Genomic DNA, 15899 nt, shown 5'->3' with positions numbered 1-15899 from the left:
AGGGATAAATGGAGTAAATGGCGGGGCGACAGCGGTTAGACGGCTGAAAAGAAAGGATAAAACAGATGAGAGATAAACGAGTGAGCGTCCGGGGAAATCTTGTGCGTGACATGATGCAGAACGTGATGGAGACATCCTTAAAGCAGCCGATTCAGAGCGGAGAGCTGAGAAAGAATCCGGTGGAGCCGGCATGGATCTGTCCTGCCGGTTATGAGTATGAAATCGTGGAGACGGAACAGTTTCCGATGGAGTATTTACGGCCGGAAGGGATCTTTACGGGGCGTGTGATACTGCAGCTGCATGGCGGCGGCTATATCGGTCCCATGAAGAATATATACCGGAAATTTGCGGTGCGGTACTCCAAGTTAAGCTTCGGCGGCGATGTGCTCACGATCGATTACCGGGTGGCTCCGGAGTATCCATACCCGGCTGCATTAGAGGATGCGGTTTACGCCTACAAATGGCTGATCCAGGAAAAGGAGTACGAACCGGATCATATCATCGTAGCGGGAGATTCCGCGGGTGGCGGACTCGCTTTGGCCCTGGTCATGTATCTGAGAGATAACAGGCTTCCTCTGCCGGGAGGAATTATCACCATGTCCCCCTGGGCCGATATGACCAACAGCGGCGCCAGCTACACGGATAATTACGAGACGGATCCACTCTTTGGTAATTCCACCGACAATATGCTGTTTCATTCTTCCTATATCGGAGATGCCGATCCGAAGAATCCGTATCTGTCGCCGTTATTCGGAGATTTTCAGGGATTTCCGCCGGTGCTCATGCAGGTGGGAAGCTATGAGGTCCTTTTAAGCGATACGCTGGGAGTTGCGGATAAACTGAAGCAGGCGGGCGTACGCCGCCGTTTATCCGTCTATGAGGGAATGTTCCATGTATTCCAGATGGGGATGGACTTAATTCCGGAGAGCCGGGAGGCCTGGAACGAGGTGGAGGAATTCTTAAGGATCACCTACGGAATCAGCCGGAAGCCGGACGGAAAAGTGGTAAAACGGGTGAAAACCCAGCGGAAGAAATCCGCGGCGCAGGTGGCGGGCAGAGTTCTGGAGGCGATGAAGAAAAACCTGCCGGATAGCCGGGCAGTCAAACAGTAAGAGGAAGATACATGAAGATAACGCTGGTCACAGTTGGAAAGATAAAAGAAAAATTTTACACCGCCGCGATCGAGGAGTACAGTAAGCGGCTGAGCCGGTACTGTAAACTGGAGATTATCCAGGTGGCGGATGAAAAGACCCCGGACAACGCCGGAGAAGCACTGGAAAATCAGATTAAGGAGAAGGAGGGGGACCGGATTCTGGCCAGTATCAGGGAGGGAGCTTACGTAATCGCCCTGGCGATCGAGGGAAAGATGCTGGATTCCGTGGAACTGTCAGAGAAAATCGCCTCGCTGGGCGTGTCGGGAACCAGCCAGATTGTGTTCGTCATCGGCGGCTCCCTGGGGCTCTCGAAGCGGGTCCTCGACCGGGCCGATTATCTGCTGAGTTTTTCCCGGATGACATTTCCGCACCAGCTGATGCGGGTGATTCTCCTGGAACAGATTTACAGAGGTTACCGGATTATGAACGGACAGGCGTATCATAAGTGACGGAGAGAGGGAGGATTGCTTGTAAGAAGATGTTCCCAATGGGGGATGTCTTCTTTTTTTGCCATAAATTACAAATATTGCATTTTGCATTTAAAAATCAATGAAGATAGCATATAATGACTGGATGTAAGAATGATTCAGAATCCGCACTTAACTCAAGCTGCAGGGAGGTTCTATTACCGGGATCTGCTGAATCGTCTATCGGGGCGGTGAAGGAACGTAAGCCGCTGGCGGAGGTATTATCTGTATTGGGCTTCTGAAAAACAAAGTTATCAGAAGTATAGGACGGTAGTTTATGGGGAATCCCAGGCCTCTTTATTGAAGTGGCCTGGGATTCTGTATGGCGGATTAGATACGCCGGACAACATAATCGAGAACCTGCACCCAGACTCCCTTATTCTGTTTCCACACCTCAGGAAACTCTGAAAACGGAACGGGGCACGGTGTTTTTCCGACTTCCAGTGTTACGCCGGGGACTGCGCCGCTTCTCGACTGCATCCAGTCTTTGAAGCCTCCTTTGCCGTCACTGGAGTCCATGCGGTAGCCGGTCATGACCGAGACAGCCTCAGCCAGCGTATTGGAGGCCATCTCCGCGCCATTACTGCTTGTGGTCCAGTAGATGACCTGGCCCTGGGAGTGGTAGCTGACTGTGATGGCCCACGGATACTGGTCAGCCAGTTTAGCCAGTGCCTGGCTCTCCGGTTCGGAGAAAGGAGCCGGACCCTTGTAGCTCGCAGAGGAAGGTTCCGTCAGCTTTGTGGCCAGTTCATCCCATCCATATGGAAAATTGTAATTTAAGTCTACGCCGCCGGCATTTGCTTTCCACTTTGTTAAGTACGTTTCGAAAGAATCCGCGGTTCTTTTCAGATTCCCATCCCGTGTATAGCAGTCTCTTATGACCTGTTTCAGCACATCGGAGCGTATGGCCTCGATTCCAAACTGGCTTAAGGATACGCCGTCGGGATTCGTCATGGGTACAAAATGAATGGCCACTTTTTTAAGCATATCGGCAATCGATTTATAATTATAGTGTCCCGTATCGTAAAAGGCCAGGGCATATTCCAACTGGCTCATCATCACCAGAGGCGTCATATACTCCCTGGCATGAATCGCTCCCTGCATAAGAATCTGTGACTTTGCCTCGGGATTGCCCAGGATAATATCATAGATATTCCTTCCATCCAGTGAAGTACCGATGATATTTACGGTGATTTTATCTCCGTACTTATTTTTGAGGGACTGGATATCGGCTTCCATCTGATCGTATGAGTACTTATCGGCCGGCTTTACAATGGGATTTGATACCTCCTGATCCAGAAAATCGTTGAAGCCTACGGATGCCTTGATACCAGGACCCACCGCATTGGCTTCTGAATAGGATGGCGCTCCGTAGCTGACCATTCCCCCATATCCGACACTTCCCATAACCAGTATACCGCTTAATACGGCACAAACTATTCGCTTCATATTTGTTCGTCTCCCCTCTTCCTGTACATTTATGCAGTGTATCCGGTTTATATTTCATATGTTTCTAATCTACTACAAATAATGATATCATTCAAATAAAGTTTTCTTACGTTTTTATGCCATTTTTCTAACTCTGCCGTACTTTTCCATATTTGAGATGATTTAGAGAAAGGAATGATACAATGACTTTCGTGAGAAATGCATCGATGAGCACCGGCAGGGAGGACATTTCTTCCCGGTGTCCGGCGGAAAGGGGTATTTAATGAGAAAGAACAGAATAAAAAGAGTGCTGCTGCAGATGACCCTTATTTTGGCGGCTGCAGCCAGCCTGTATGGGTGCGGCAGAGACGGGAAGGTCATATCCGATCCGGAAGGAGCCGCAGCAGGAACGCAGAAGAATCAGGCTTTGGGAAGGTATGCGGAGAGCGAAGTCCCTTTGCCGGCTGGAGTCACATATGATTCCGGACTCGGTTTTTTAGAAGGACCGGCTGGGAGACCGGTCCTGTTTGCCAGGAAAGAAAAGAATGGAATAGCAGAATTTACCGCATACCTGCTGTCTGAGGATCTGACCTGGGAGGAAAAGGAGTGTGGATGGTTAAATCAGCTTGGTCTTAAATATGAAAACAGCAGCATTGGTATTACCTTTGGAGAAGACCACAACATGTATGCGGTCTATTCGGAAGGGGAAGACCAGGAGGTTATCAGCAGACACCATGTTGTCGCGGCCGGGGATTGGGAATATGGACAGGAACTCGATCTCCCTGTTCTGCTTGAGACCAGCGAGTATGGGTATAAGTATTACCCGCGATCCATTACCGCATTGGAAAATGGCAACCTGATATTCTCATCTGGAAATAACATTTACCTATATGACGGGGCCGGACAGCAGAAGCTGGCAGAGCTGCCAGGTGATGGCAGCTCTTACTTCGCCAGCGGCAGCCAGTTTTATGTCATTGACGAGGCTTCCAAAAGTCTGATATTATATGACGGAGAAGACGGCAAAGAAAAGACCAGATATCCGCTGGACTTAAATCAATACTTTGGAACCCGGGCCCTTGTCAGAGAGAATGGTGATATAAGTCTGTTGTCAGTGGCTGGAATTCAGGTCCTGAAAAATGGTTCCGGAATCTGGGAGCAGATTATAGAGGGAAAGAGCAATACCATGGGTTCCCCGAAATATTATGCCGCAGGATTCGCGGCGGGCAGTCAGGAGGATTACTTTGTCTATTACAATTCCATGGATGAAACCAATAAGCTCTCCCATTACGTTTATTACCCGGATATGCCGGTAGAGCCGGAAAAAGAGCTTACCATATTTTCGCTGAGCGACAACAATACCATACGTCAGGCGGTCAGTGAGTATCAGATTGAGAATCCCAACGTGAAAATCGATTTTCAGCCTCTCCTGGAAGAAGGGTCAGCGGCAGTCGCTGACGATTATATCCGAATATTAAATGCCGAACTGCTTGCTGGAGAAGGACCAGATATTCTGATCTTAGACGGATTGTCAGAGGAATCTTACATCGAAAAAGGCGTTTTGGTTGATATTACAGACGAAATAGAGCGTTTGACTGCTTCCGGTGATTTTCTGGCCAATATTGCGGAGGAGAGCCGGGTGGATGGACGGATTTACTCTGTGCCGGTCAGAATCGGGCTTCCTATGACATTCGGCAGGAGAGAGGCGTTTAAGGAAGCGGGGCAGTTATCTTCGCTGGCTGATTTTGTTCAGGCTCATGAGACCGGGCAGGTATTCGGGACGGTTGACAGGGATGCGTTTCTTTCTTTTTACGCAGATGCATTTTTAAATGATATCGTAAAGGAAGGTGATGTGGTCGGGGAAACGGAATTAACGGAATTTCTCACCAATATGAAGCGGATCATAGATGGAAGCGAAGTCTCAGACGGAACGAGGGAAAAACGGCCGTCCAGCATATGGGGGCTCCTGGAAAAGGGTACCTATCTGTATTCAAGTGAAATCAATGGCTTTTATGAATTCGGGCAGGGAGCTTCCATTATCGAGCAGGCCCAGGGAGAACTGGAAGCGGACGTTATCCTGATCAATGAGACGTATGTACCGTATGGCACCATAGGAATTACGAAAGCCAGTAAGAATCAGGATCTGGCAATTGGATTTCTGCAGACAGTTCTGTCGGAAGACGTACAGCGCTCCGACTTTTACGATGGATTTGCAGTAAATCAGAATGCGCTGGAGTTTTTATGTACGGTGGAGAGAACGTCAGTGGATGCATACGGAGGAATTATCCCCGGTGCAGATGGAAGAACATACGATATGAAAATTGGCTGGCCCTCCGAGCCGCTTCGCCGCAGGATGACAGAGTTCTGCAAAACCGTGAAGCATTCCGCCGGCAGGAACTGGAAAGTGAAACAGATCCTGTTGGAATACTCAAAAGACTACTTTGACGGAACCGCATCCCTGGAGGACGCAGCAAAGAAACTGATGACGAAGATAACCTTATACCTTCAGGAATAAAACGCAGAAAGGAGAACGCGCTGTGAGGATACTACTGGTGGAAGATGATATGGAATTATGCCGGCTGATGGGTTTCTGGCTGGAGGAGAAAGGCTATTCGGCGGATATCTGCCAGGACAGCCAGGAAGCATTTTATTATCTGGGTATGCAGGCATACAATGTGGTGATTCTGGACCGGATGCTGCCTGGAATAGATGGAATACAGATTCTGCAGCGCATGAGACAGAAGGGGATTGCGACACCGGTTATTATGGTGACGGCTCTCGGCACCATAGAAGACAGAATCGGCGGTCTGGACGCGGGGGCAGATGATTATCTGGTTAAGCCGTTCGCACCGGAAGAGCTGTTTGCCAGAATCCGGGCGCTGGAACGGCGGCCGGTACGGATGGAGTTTGACCGGCAGCTGGCATGTGGGGATGTAACTATGAATCTGTCCAGCCGGGTGTTATGGAAAGAGGATAAAAAGGTGGAGCTCTCGAAAAAGGAGATGGATTTGCTGGAATTTTTAATCAGGAACAGGGGACAGATCCTTACGAGAGAATTGCTGCTGAACCGGGTATGGGGACTTGACAGCGCGGTGGAAGAGGGGAATCTGGATAATTATATTTATTTTCTCAGAAGAAGGCTGAAACAGGTGGGCAGCAGTGTGACTATTAAAACAGTCCGGTCTGTAGGATATTCTCTGGAAGAGCAGCCGGAGCAGTAGGGAAGAAGGGAGCGGCCATGGTAAAGCAGTTAAGGAGAAAACTGGTCGGCGCTTATGTGCTGGCTACCGGTCTTTTGCTGAGTCTTATTGTGACCGGTCTGCTTCTCTTGTCTTTAAAGCAGTACGAGACGAATAATATCAGCCAGTATCAGACTGTATTTGGCAATGTGGTGGATACGATCAGGGACAGTAATAAAATCTCCCATATGTGGCTGGCTCAAAGTGAAATCAGCGAGAATATGATGATCTCTGTGTCCAGTAATTCTGTTCCGCTGTCATTTAAAGGCGCCTGGAAGCCTCTGACCGACAGGGACAGGCTGTTTGAAAAGCTGAATCATTTTGCAGAGCAGGACGGATTTTTCGAAGAAATACCGGGAAGTAAGCCGGGAGAAGTGAGAAGTCCGGTTTATTCCATATATGGGGACCAGAGGGAACACTATTACGGCAGTATCTATCTGAAAAAAGCGTATGGAACGGAACAGAAGATACTGATCCTGAAAGCACTGACAGATGAAAAGGAGGTTTACCGGAATTCCGTACTGCTGTATTTCTCGGTAAATCTGATGGGGCTGGTGATTCTGTTTTTTATCTGCCGTACCTTTGTGAACCACAGTCTGAAGCCATTGGAGACTGGCCTTAAAAGACAGAGTGAATTTATCGCGGCGGCCTCTCACGAACTGCGGGCGCCGCTTACCGTAATACGTGCGGGGATTCATGCGGTTTCCATGGATGAGGGGAAGGCGAAGCAGTTTCTGCCCGGAATCGAGAAGGAAGGGGAACGGATGACGGTACTGATCGATGATCTGCTGCAGCTGGCTTCGGCGGACGCGGGAACCTGGACCATGCGCACGGAACCTCTGATGACGGATACATTTCTGATATCGAACTACGATGCCCTGGCAGAGCTGTGCAGGAAAAAGAATCAGCCGTTTGAATTAAGGATGCAGGAGGAAGAACTGCCGGCGGTCTGCGGGGACCGCCAGCGATTGATGCAGCTTATGACGATTCTTACGGATAACGCCTCCAGCTACTCACCGGAGGGCAGTACGATCGCCGTTATTGTCCGGTCGGACGCGAAGCACGTGTTCATCGAGGTGGAGGACCATGGCTGCGGCATTTCGGAGGAAGATAAAAAAAGAGTCTTTGACCGGTTCTACCGCGCGGATAAGTCCAGAAATGACAAATCGCATTATGGGCTGGGGCTGAGCATCGCCGCAGAGCTGGTTAAGCTGCATCACGGAAAACTGACGGTGAAGGACACGGATGGGGGCGGAAGTACGTTTGTGCTGCAGCTGCCTGTCTGGGATTCGCAGAGAGCTGGGGATGTGGGGAGTAGAAAAAAAGAAAAGGGGATCAGGTAAATGGACTTTGTATGTGAGAGCAGTCATTTTATTGCAGAGTATCATGAGAGCGAGAGGACCTGTGTAGAAGAGGTGCTGAATTTACTGGAAGAGCGATACTCCGATATAACAGAAAAGACAGGCAGAGAGTTGAAACAGAAAACGACAGTCAAGATATGCTCGGATCGGGCGGAATTGAATCTGGCCCTTGGAATCGAGGACGCCCCTGAATGGATAAGAGGGGGAATTGCGGCGGGGAAAACAGTCATAGCGTCGCCGCTGAATCCGCCGCCGGGATCGAATTACGAACAGGTGATAAACACTGTCGTTCACGAGTTTACACACGTTCTGATAAAAGAGATAAACCCACACATCCCCAGATGGCTCGACGAGGGAATTGCCTCCTACGAGGGGAAAGACAATCATGAAGCATGGATTCGAAATACGGTCTCGGAGGGGCTAAAGAACAACCGCGTGCCGGCACTGGCCGATCTGGACACCGGGGCTGACTTCCAGGAGTTTTTTCGGCGGGACGGGTATCAGTATTCGTACACAGTGGTGGAGTATGTGACTGCAAGATATGGATACGGAAAATTGATGGAATTGGTCAGACGGCCGGAAAAGCTTGAAGAGACATTTCAAATGACAGAAGAGGAATTTTATCGCTCATGGGCAGCGTATCTGGAAGAAAATTATGGGACGGATGCAGATGAAAGACAGGAATAGGCAAATAAAGCAGGAAGAGCAATACACCATACACGGTCCGCGAGGCTGTATATACATAGGGGCGGCAAGTATCGTTTTTGGAATCGCGATGGCTGCTTTCTGCCTGTATTCGAGAATGCGCGGGAATCCGACGGCCTCCATTGGGATTATGCTTCTCTTTCTGATCCTGTTTTCTGTGCCCGGAATCTACCTGATCGCCTATGGCTCCTGGTCTCTTACCGTCCATCCCGAGACGGTGGTGATCCGGCGGCTGTTTGGAACGGATCGAATCGTATCACTTAAGGATGTGACGAGAGTGAAGTGGAGAATATCCGGCTGTGTCTTTTACGGCGCAGAGGGGAAATTGTTTACTGTATACGAGATGCCGGCAGAGTGTGAGAGGCTCTTGTGGCGGCTGATCCAGAGAGGCGTGGAGGTGATTCCGCCCATCGGTGTATACCGGATACCTGACAGTACAGAAAGGCGGATCGTGCTGCGAATCTATGAGAAGCGTGTTTCCGTACTGAATGCAGTCGGTATGGTCTTTGGACTTCTGCTGATGCTTACCGTGGAATGGCTGGAGAGCCGGAGCCTCATAACCGCATTGGGCTGTATTTCCGCCCTGAGCTTTCTGGCGGCGGCCTGCAGATGGCAGGGAAGAGTGATTCTGGAGAATCGCAGGATACAGATCAGAGGAATCGTGAAAAAACGGCAGGAGTATTCCGTGCAGGAAATAGGAGAAGTGCGTCTGGATATGACTTCCCGCTCGGGGACGCTGGTAATTACCATCTTGGGACGGGACGGTATCCTGATTTGCAGAATCACAGAGAGGGCCAAAACCGCGGGTTACAGAAATCATGGCGTCTCCTTTATAAAGGAATGCAGGAGAAATGGAATCCGTATCACCGGTTATGAGAAGTTAGATGAGAATCTCTGGAGACTGATCTCCTCAGGTATCATAGACCAGGAGGAAATTCCCCTGTTTTGCAGCGAGGAATGCCGCAGACTGGATCTGGAGTGCAGAAAATACAGCCCGAAGCTCTCTGAAAAGGGCGTGGAGATGGCCCATGGAATGGTAATGCTGACCGATGGCTTCGCTGATGTAACCGGCAGTGAGAATGGCGGCAGTTCGATATCCTTCACTCCAGGGGAAGAGGAATTTCTGGCAGAAGCTGCATATGTGATGTGCTTTTTGAAAAATGACCGGATTCTGTATGCAAAGAAGGACGAACTGCTGTTTTATCTGCAGGATGTCGTAAAGAGTGTGACCGTGGAAACTCCGGAAGGAAAGAAGAAAATCTATCTGTTCGAGCCGGTCATGTACGCGGTCGTGAAATACGTGTCTCAGTACTGCGTCAGGCAGATGGAGAAGGGGGAGTTTGACGTCTCCGATCAGTATCTGGTGGTTGACTTGAAATAAGGAATGGCCGGCATGATGATTCGCATGCCGGCCATTCCTCTTCTTCTGTGAATTATTGAGGATCAGAAGCGTTTCCTTCTTCGGGCAGCCGGGTGATATAATCCATGAAGTCCTCCAGCGGCAGAGGGCGGCTGTAATAGTAGCCCTGGTAGATGGAGCAGCCAAGCTCCGATAAGACATCGCGCAGTTCCGCGGTTTCCACAAATTCGGCGACGGTACGGCAGTTTAAATTCCGGGCCATTTTGATGATTCCGGAGACAATTTCACGGGAGCGCTTATTGGTCATGAGCTGGGATACCAGATTGCCGTCTAATTTCACCTCATCGAAGGAGCCTTCCTGCAGCTGAATAAGGGAATTATGGCCCATTCCGAAGTCGTCCAAACTGAATTCCACGCCCTGGCTCCGCAAGTGCTCCATCTCGTTTTTCAAGTCATCCGATATTTCCATTGCCGCACGTTCCGTGATCTCGAAAACGGGGCGGATGTGATCGGCGGGATACTGCCGGATCAGAGTGAGAACCGTGTCAAAAAAACCATTGCTCTTGATCTGCTTGGAGGAAATATTGACGGACAGATAGACGTCTTTCTTTAAAAGTTCCTCCATGGTCTGGGCGTCCAGACAGGCGCGTTTAATCAGATAGTAGCCGAGTTCATCTAAAAAGCCATTTTCATAGGCCAGCCCTACCAGCACGGGCGGAGCGATAAATCCGGTGACCGGATGCTTCCAGCGCAGAAGAGCCTCCATTCCATGAAGCGTTCCGTCGTGAGATATCTGAGCCTGATAGTATAACTGAACCTGCCCCCGTTTTATGGCGTTCTGTAAATCCATGGCGAGATTTTTGGCGTAGTAATAACAGGGGTAATCGTGGCTTAAGAAGCTGGGCGGATTCCCGTGCTTCTCACCTGCGGCCATGTCTGCCTCCATCTGGTGGATCGCCTGTGTAAATTTGCCAGTCTCCAGCTTTTCACTGCGTTTGATAAACGGGATATAAATCAGCGCTCCAATCACAAGGTTGAACAGCTGCATCAAACTGCCTGCGATGGATCCGGTGGCTTTAAATCCGCTGAGCAGAACGGGAACGGTCCATTCCACGGATTGGGTCACCGCGGGTACCAGGCCGAGACTGATGGCCAGTGCGCTGGTGAGCGTCAGGACGACCGGGGTGATGATGAATGGAGCCGCCATCGTCAGGTTAAAGATGATCGGGAAACCGAAAACGGCGATTTCACTGATATTAAACAGCACAGAGGGAAGCGCCACATGGGCGATCTTCCTGTTATGGCTCTGCTTCGAGGCGATACAGAGCGCAAGGACGAAGCTTAAGGCGGTTCCGCAGCCTCCCAGGAATACGAAGGTGTCGAGAAACGTCTTGGAATAGATTTCCGTAGGGAGATTTCCGGCCGTCATCAGGGCCTGATTGATCCCCACGTTCTGCTCAAACAACTGTCTGGAGACGGCCTCCAGCGTATTGGTGCCGTGGATTCCCAGGAGCCAGAGAACGTGTGTGATAATCACATACAGTAGGATTCCAAACAAATTCCCGCTGATTCCGTCAAAGAGTTCCAGAAACAGGTAGGAACCGAAATTCGTGATATTGCTGTCACTCCACGTGATGCGGACGAAATATCCCGTAATTGTGAAAAGCAGAGTGATGGCAATGACAGGAATCAGACTCTGGATCGAAGTGTTAAACAGATAGTCGGCTCCCGTGGTGTGCAGTCTCTCGAACCGGCGTCCAAGCTTTAAGAGCCGCTGGAACAGGATACAGGACAGCAGGGTAATGCACATGGCGGTAAAGACCCATTCCGCGCTGAAGATATAGTCCGTCTGATCCTCAATTCCTCCGCAGAAGGCCAGATAGGAGCAGACAGAGACCACGGGATAGAGCAGCAGCTGGTCTGTCTCAGCCAGTTGTCCGTAGGAGATGCTGATGGTGATGGTAAGAACCAGGGCCAGGGAACCCAGACTGATCATATAAATGGTGTTTAAAAGCTCCGCAGCGGCTCCGTCAAGCCAGGAGGCGAGAAAGATCTGATAGCTGTCAATGGGAAAATTATAGAGAAGCAGAGAAAATGATCCCATGATCAGAAATGGGATAGCGAGTGTCAATCCATGGCGTATGGACCGTGCAAAGATCGAATTTTGAAACCGGGATATTATTTTACGAAAATTCATGGTAACTCCTTAGGCCGGAGGCTGCAATGGAATCCAGTTGCTGTAGCTGCTGTTTCCTACATTATACACGAATCAGTTTCAGAAGTCATTCCATAAATGCATCAGTTTGAAAAAAAAAGATTGGATGATGCAACTTTGATGCATGCCCCCTGTAGAATCAATACTGACACAATTCGACAAAAAACGGATGTACAGCATAGAGGAAAAGGGGTACGGAAATGAAGAAATTATGGATCTATATGGCGGTGCCCATGACACTTTTAAATGGATGCCAGATCCGCCCGGCACAGGCGGCGCCCACGGTGAATACCGTGGCGGAAAGGGAGACCGGCCAGGAACAAACAATACCGGTGGAGCAGAAAGTGCCGCGAAATCAGCAGGGGGCGGCCGCGAAAACCATAAAAGAAGCCGCGTTTCACGGCTCAACCGTCACGATTGCCAAATCGCAGAAAACAAGGGCCGCCGATATCACGGAGGAGGAAATCGAAGCGATGGTAAGGACGGCGGCCTCCGATTTGAAAACTGTCGTGAAAAATGGGCAGACCGTGGTACTGAAACCCAATCTGGTCCAGATGATTGTGGATTCCACGGGGGAACTGCTGGATCAGGAGGTCAACGGGATAACGGTGGACTGGCGTGTCACAAAGGCCGTGTTAAAAATGGTAAGGGAGTTAAATCCGGATGGAAAGGTCTATATCATGGAAGGATCGGCGACGGGGCCGACCAGAGAGGTGATGAAATATTTCCATTACACTCCGGATTATATGGAGGGAGTGGATGGGTTCCTCTGTCTGGAGGAAGACTGCGGGGCGTGGCAGGATTTTGACGCGCCGGAGGTGGTAAAGGCAGAGCTGCCGGACGGTCTGCTCCATAAAACGTATTATTTCAACCGGATTCTTTATGAGGCCGACGTGGTAATCAGCATTCCCACCTTAAAGACCTCTTCCGGTGTGGTGGTCACGGGCGGAATCAAAAATGTGAGCATCGGCACGCCGCCGGGGAATCTATACGGAGTGGCGCCCGATAACCCCAGCAAGACGGCCATGGTATCCCACAAGATCACGGACGGGGAGCTGGACCGGTGGATTTACGACTATTATATGGCCAGACCGGTGAATTACGTGATCGTGGATGGCCTTCAGGGCTTTCAGAGCGGACCGGTTCCCATGTCGCACGAGCGGAAAGAGACCGATAAAATGAATATGGGCGTCATCATGGGAGGAACGGATGCGGTGGCGGTCGATACCATCTGCTCCCTGGTAACCGGATGGGACCCTGAGAGCATCGGTTATTTAAATCTGCTGCGGGAGAATACGGAAGCGGGGGAACTGGAGGCGATCCGTGTAAAGGGAGCGTACGTCGATGAACTGAGAAAGAAATTTACAATCAGGAAACCGGAACTGGGCGGTATACAACTGGAAGCCGGAAATGGGCCGTCACTGGAGGCGGAGGCAGGAAGGAATGGGGACCAGTTGGAGATACAGTATAAGACTGCAGAAAATGCCTGTAAGGCGGAGATCTTCGTGGATGGGATATTTCAGTATTCCGGCGGGACGGTTGCTGATGGGGAAATTCAGCTGAATATCCCCGGACTGTCTGCCGGAACACATGAAGTGCAGATCGTCGTCTACGACCGTTTCCTGAATAAGACGGCGAAGACCATAGAAGTATAATACTGTGAGGACCATTATGCATCAGATCAGCTCATGAATCCGGCAAATCAGATCCAGGTCCTCTTTTTTCAGTTTCAAATTGGAATTCAGTACGGTTCCATCAGGAGCCGTCACCCGGATATCGATGACCGTTCCTTCGGTCAGAGCGCGTCCGCGGACCGCTTTCATGAAGGAGGGGAATTTCGGATGGCGTACCTTAAATGAGGTCCATTCTTCTTTTAACTGCATGAGTGCTGCAATGTTCATGAATAGGTGCTTCCTTTCTGACTGTATTGTGCTGCCCGTAAAATCGTATCACAGAAAAAAACTATGGTCAATACGTAAAACAGACTGAAATTCCAGACAGAACTTGTATTTTAATGGTTGATAGGTAATAATGAAAAGAAAAGGAATTGAAAAGAACTGGAATGAAAAAGAGCTGGATTTATAAGAATCGTCAGGAGGAAGTGAAATCGTGAAGAAGCCGGATTATGTAAAAGTCATCAAAATCGCCGTGGGCGCGGGCCTGGCTATCGTCCTGGCGGAGCGTATGGGGTTACGTTACAGCGCATCCGCCGGGGTGATCACACTTTTAAGCATTCAGGATACAAAGAAGGAGACGATCCGGGTGGTGGCACGCCGGCTGCTGTCATTTGTCATGGCACTGGCCATCTCCGCGGCAGGTTTTTCTTCCTTTGGGTACGGCCCCCTGGCGGTCTGCGTCTTTCTGCTGTTCTTTTCTGCGGCCTGTATGGCGTTTGGAATGCAGGAGGGGATCTCTGTGAATACGGTGCTGATGACTCATTTCCTGGCAGAGCGTTCCATGACGGGAGCCAATATCGCCAATGAACTGGGGCTTCTGGCCGTAGGCGCGGGAATCGGTGTGATTCTCAATCTCTATATTCCCGGAAAGGTACATTTAATCCGAACGAGCCAGCGTCGGATCGAGAGCCATATGAAGGAGATTCTGCGAAAGATGGCGGGACAGCTGACCACCGGAAAGGGCGGAGATGCCGGGCTGGCAGACGGTGAACCGACGCTTCGTTCCCTTCTGGAAGAGCTTGACGCAGAGCTGAAACAGGGGGAGAAGAGCGCGTATGAGGACATGGAGAATAAGCTTCTCACTGAGACGAGATACTACCTCCGGTATATGAACATGAGGCGGACACAGGCATTTGTCCTGGGACGGATCGAGGGGGAGTTAAAGCATCTGGGGGAACTGCCTTCCCAGGCGCAGCCGATTGCAGCGCTGATGGAGCGGATCAGCGGGGGCTTTCACGAGTATAACAACGCCGTAGGACTGCTTGAGGCTCTGGACGCGGTAAAGGAGGCTATGCGGGAGCAGCCCCTTCCGGAGCTTCGGGAAGAATTTGAAAATCGTGCGGTGCTGTTTCAGATTCTGCTGGAGCTGGAACAGTTCCTGGAAATAAAGAAGAAATTTGTGGAAGAACTGTCGGCAGAGGAAATAGGAAAATTTTGGAGAGAGACCGCGTGTTGACAGGCGGAGCAAACTTCTGTATACTCGACACAGTGTCTGTGTGCGAAAGCCGGCTTAAAGTTGTTTCTGCCGGAAACTTGAGGTTTTTTTCCCGAAGTCTTCAGAGTATACTGGAAAAGAAGCTGGGGCGTGCCGGAACATTCACCGCACTGGTTTTAAAATTGCGGCCGGGAGGTGGACAGCATGGAAAAAATGACGGATTTCTTTACAGCCAGGTTGATATCTATGATGATCATATGATTCATGAGGTTGAAGGGTGCCGGGAAGGCTATTTAAAGATGGCGGAGCTCGTGCCGGAAAAGACGAAGACACTTCTGGATCTGGGATGCGGAACCGGACTGGAGCTGGAGGCAATATGGACCAGAAACCCGGGGATTGCCGTCACAGGAATCGATCTGACGTCCGCGATGCTGGAACGGCTGAAGAAAAAGTATTCCGACCGGGATGTAACTCTGATCGAGGCGGACTACATGGCCTGCGAGCTGGGGACAGAGCGGTATGATGCCGCGGTTTCCTTTCAGACACTGCATCATTTTACCCATGAGGAGAAGCTGGGGCTGTATGAGAAATTATGGCGTGCCTTAAAGGCCGGCGGCTGCTATATCGAGTGTGACTACATGGCGGAAACGCAGGAGCAGGAGGACTATTTCTTTGCGGAGAAAAGGCGCCTGGAGGAAGAACTGAAGCTTGTTAAAGGGGAATATTACCATTTTGACATGCCGTGTACCATGGATAATCAGAAGCGTCTGTTAAGACAGGCTGGTTTTACTGAGGTGGAAGTGGTATGGAGACAGGAGAACACAACGATCCTGTATGCAAATAGATAGAGAGGGGGCCGTTT

The 15899-nt window shown here is 50.3% G+C and carries 13 protein-coding genes; 10 read left to right on the top strand and 3 right to left on the bottom strand.

The window, feature by feature from the left end; genetic code table 11:
• The first annotated feature begins 65 nt into the window (after window positions 1-65).
• Together DFR60_RS03025 and rlmH are read left to right on the top strand one after the other, a co-directional pair.
• The gene (locus tag DFR60_RS03025; RefSeq protein ID WP_110321556.1) at window positions 66-1112 is read left to right on the top strand and encodes an alpha/beta hydrolase; all 1047 of its coding nucleotides are present in this window, start codon (window positions 66-68) and stop codon (window positions 1110-1112) included.
• Between the two features lie 11 nt (window positions 1113-1123).
• Window positions 1124-1603: a 23S rRNA (pseudouridine(1915)-N(3))-methyltransferase RlmH gene (rlmH, locus tag DFR60_RS03020; protein ID WP_110321555.1), complete on the top strand. Its 480-nt coding sequence runs from the start codon at window positions 1124-1126 to the stop codon at window positions 1601-1603.
• A gap of 348 nt (window positions 1604-1951) precedes the next feature.
• Here the strand turns inward: rlmH and DFR60_RS03015 are convergent, their stop codons facing one another.
• Window positions 1952-3070 (bottom strand): M14 family metallopeptidase, encoded by a 1119-nt coding sequence (locus DFR60_RS03015; RefSeq protein ID WP_110321554.1) that lies wholly within the window; start codon window positions 3068-3070, stop codon window positions 1952-1954.
• Window positions 3071-3332: 262 nt separating this feature from the next.
• Here DFR60_RS03015 and DFR60_RS03010 point away from each other — a divergent pair, with 262 nt between their 5' ends.
• From DFR60_RS03010 to DFR60_RS02990, 5 genes are read left to right on the top strand one after another with little or no spacing between them, the layout of a single operon-like run.
• Entirely contained in the window at window positions 3333-5561 is a 2229-nt protein-coding gene (locus DFR60_RS03010; protein ID WP_146218573.1) for an ABC transporter substrate-binding protein, read from the top strand.
• Between the two features lie 22 nt (window positions 5562-5583).
• Window positions 5584-6267 carry a response regulator transcription factor gene (locus DFR60_RS03005; protein WP_110321552.1) on the top strand — a complete coding sequence of 228 codons (684 nt, stop codon included), beginning with the start codon at window positions 5584-5586 and terminating at the stop codon, window positions 6265-6267.
• A gap of 17 nt (window positions 6268-6284) precedes the next feature.
• Window positions 6285-7628 (top strand): sensor histidine kinase, encoded by a 1344-nt coding sequence (locus tag DFR60_RS03000; RefSeq protein ID WP_110321551.1) that lies wholly within the window; start codon window positions 6285-6287, stop codon window positions 7626-7628.
• Complete coding sequence (locus DFR60_RS02995) at window positions 7629-8333, top strand: peptidase MA family metallohydrolase (protein WP_110321550.1); 705 nt, start codon at window positions 7629-7631, stop codon at window positions 8331-8333.
• Window positions 8317-9732 (top strand): DUF6560 family protein, encoded by a 1416-nt coding sequence (locus tag DFR60_RS02990; RefSeq protein ID WP_146218572.1) that lies wholly within the window; start codon window positions 8317-8319, stop codon window positions 9730-9732. Before DFR60_RS02995 ends, DFR60_RS02990 begins: the two co-directional genes overlap by 17 nt.
• 52 nt (window positions 9733-9784) lie before the next feature.
• Here the strand turns inward: DFR60_RS02990 and DFR60_RS02985 are convergent, their stop codons facing one another.
• Window positions 9785-11908 (bottom strand): PTS sugar transporter subunit IIC/EAL domain-containing protein, encoded by a 2124-nt coding sequence (locus DFR60_RS02985; RefSeq protein ID WP_207659483.1) that lies wholly within the window; start codon window positions 11906-11908, stop codon window positions 9785-9787.
• 218 nt (window positions 11909-12126) lie between these two features.
• On the opposite strand from DFR60_RS02985, the gene DFR60_RS02980 reads away from it, so the two are divergent.
• Complete coding sequence (locus DFR60_RS02980) at window positions 12127-13581, top strand: DUF362 domain-containing protein (RefSeq protein WP_110321548.1); 1455 nt, start codon at window positions 12127-12129, stop codon at window positions 13579-13581.
• 21 nt (window positions 13582-13602) lie between these two features.
• Here the strand turns inward: DFR60_RS02980 and DFR60_RS02975 are convergent, their stop codons facing one another.
• Window positions 13603-13827: a hypothetical protein gene (locus tag DFR60_RS02975; protein ID WP_110321547.1), complete on the bottom strand. Its 225-nt coding sequence runs from the start codon at window positions 13825-13827 to the stop codon at window positions 13603-13605.
• Between the two features lie 208 nt (window positions 13828-14035).
• Between DFR60_RS02975 and DFR60_RS02970 the strand changes: the two genes are divergently transcribed.
• Together DFR60_RS02970 and DFR60_RS02965 are read left to right on the top strand one after the other, a co-directional pair.
• Entirely contained in the window at window positions 14036-15058 is a 1023-nt protein-coding gene (locus DFR60_RS02970; RefSeq protein WP_110321546.1) for an aromatic acid exporter family protein, read from the top strand.
• Complete coding sequence (locus DFR60_RS02965; protein WP_341457902.1) at window positions 15037-15885, top strand: class I SAM-dependent methyltransferase; 849 nt, start codon at window positions 15037-15039, stop codon at window positions 15883-15885. The genes DFR60_RS02970 and DFR60_RS02965 overlap by 22 nt, the downstream gene beginning before the upstream one ends.
• Window positions 15886-15899: the final 14 nt, after the last annotated feature.

The sequence above is a fragment of the Hungatella effluvii genome (genome assembly GCF_003201875.1).
Lineage (GTDB): Bacteria > Bacillota > Clostridia > Lachnospirales > Lachnospiraceae > Hungatella > Hungatella effluvii.
This window is presented reverse-complemented; position numbering and strand designations above follow the sequence as displayed.

Coding starts and splice junctions, on each gene's coding strand:
- DFR60_RS02985 (WP_207659483.1), bottom strand. CDS start 11,908: ATGAATTTTCGTAAAATAATATCCCGGTTTCAAAATTCGATCTTTGCA.
- DFR60_RS02995 (WP_110321550.1), top strand. CDS start 7,629: ATGGACTTTGTATGTGAGAGCAGTCATTTTATTGCAGAGTATCATGAG.
- DFR60_RS03000 (WP_110321551.1), top strand. CDS start 6,285: ATGGTAAAGCAGTTAAGGAGAAAACTGGTCGGCGCTTATGTGCTGGCT.
- DFR60_RS02980 (WP_110321548.1), top strand. CDS start 12,127: ATGAAGAAATTATGGATCTATATGGCGGTGCCCATGACACTTTTAAAT.
- DFR60_RS02990 (WP_146218572.1), top strand. CDS start 8,317: ATGAAAGACAGGAATAGGCAAATAAAGCAGGAAGAGCAATACACCATA.
- rlmH (WP_110321555.1), top strand. CDS start 1,124: ATGAAGATAACGCTGGTCACAGTTGGAAAGATAAAAGAAAAATTTTAC.
- DFR60_RS03025 (WP_110321556.1), top strand. CDS start 66: ATGAGAGATAAACGAGTGAGCGTCCGGGGAAATCTTGTGCGTGACATG.
- DFR60_RS03010 (WP_146218573.1), top strand. CDS start 3,333: ATGAGAAAGAACAGAATAAAAAGAGTGCTGCTGCAGATGACCCTTATT.
- DFR60_RS02975 (WP_110321547.1), bottom strand. CDS start 13,827: ATGAACATTGCAGCACTCATGCAGTTAAAAGAAGAATGGACCTCATTT.
- DFR60_RS03015 (WP_110321554.1), bottom strand. CDS start 3,070: ATGAAGCGAATAGTTTGTGCCGTATTAAGCGGTATACTGGTTATGGGA.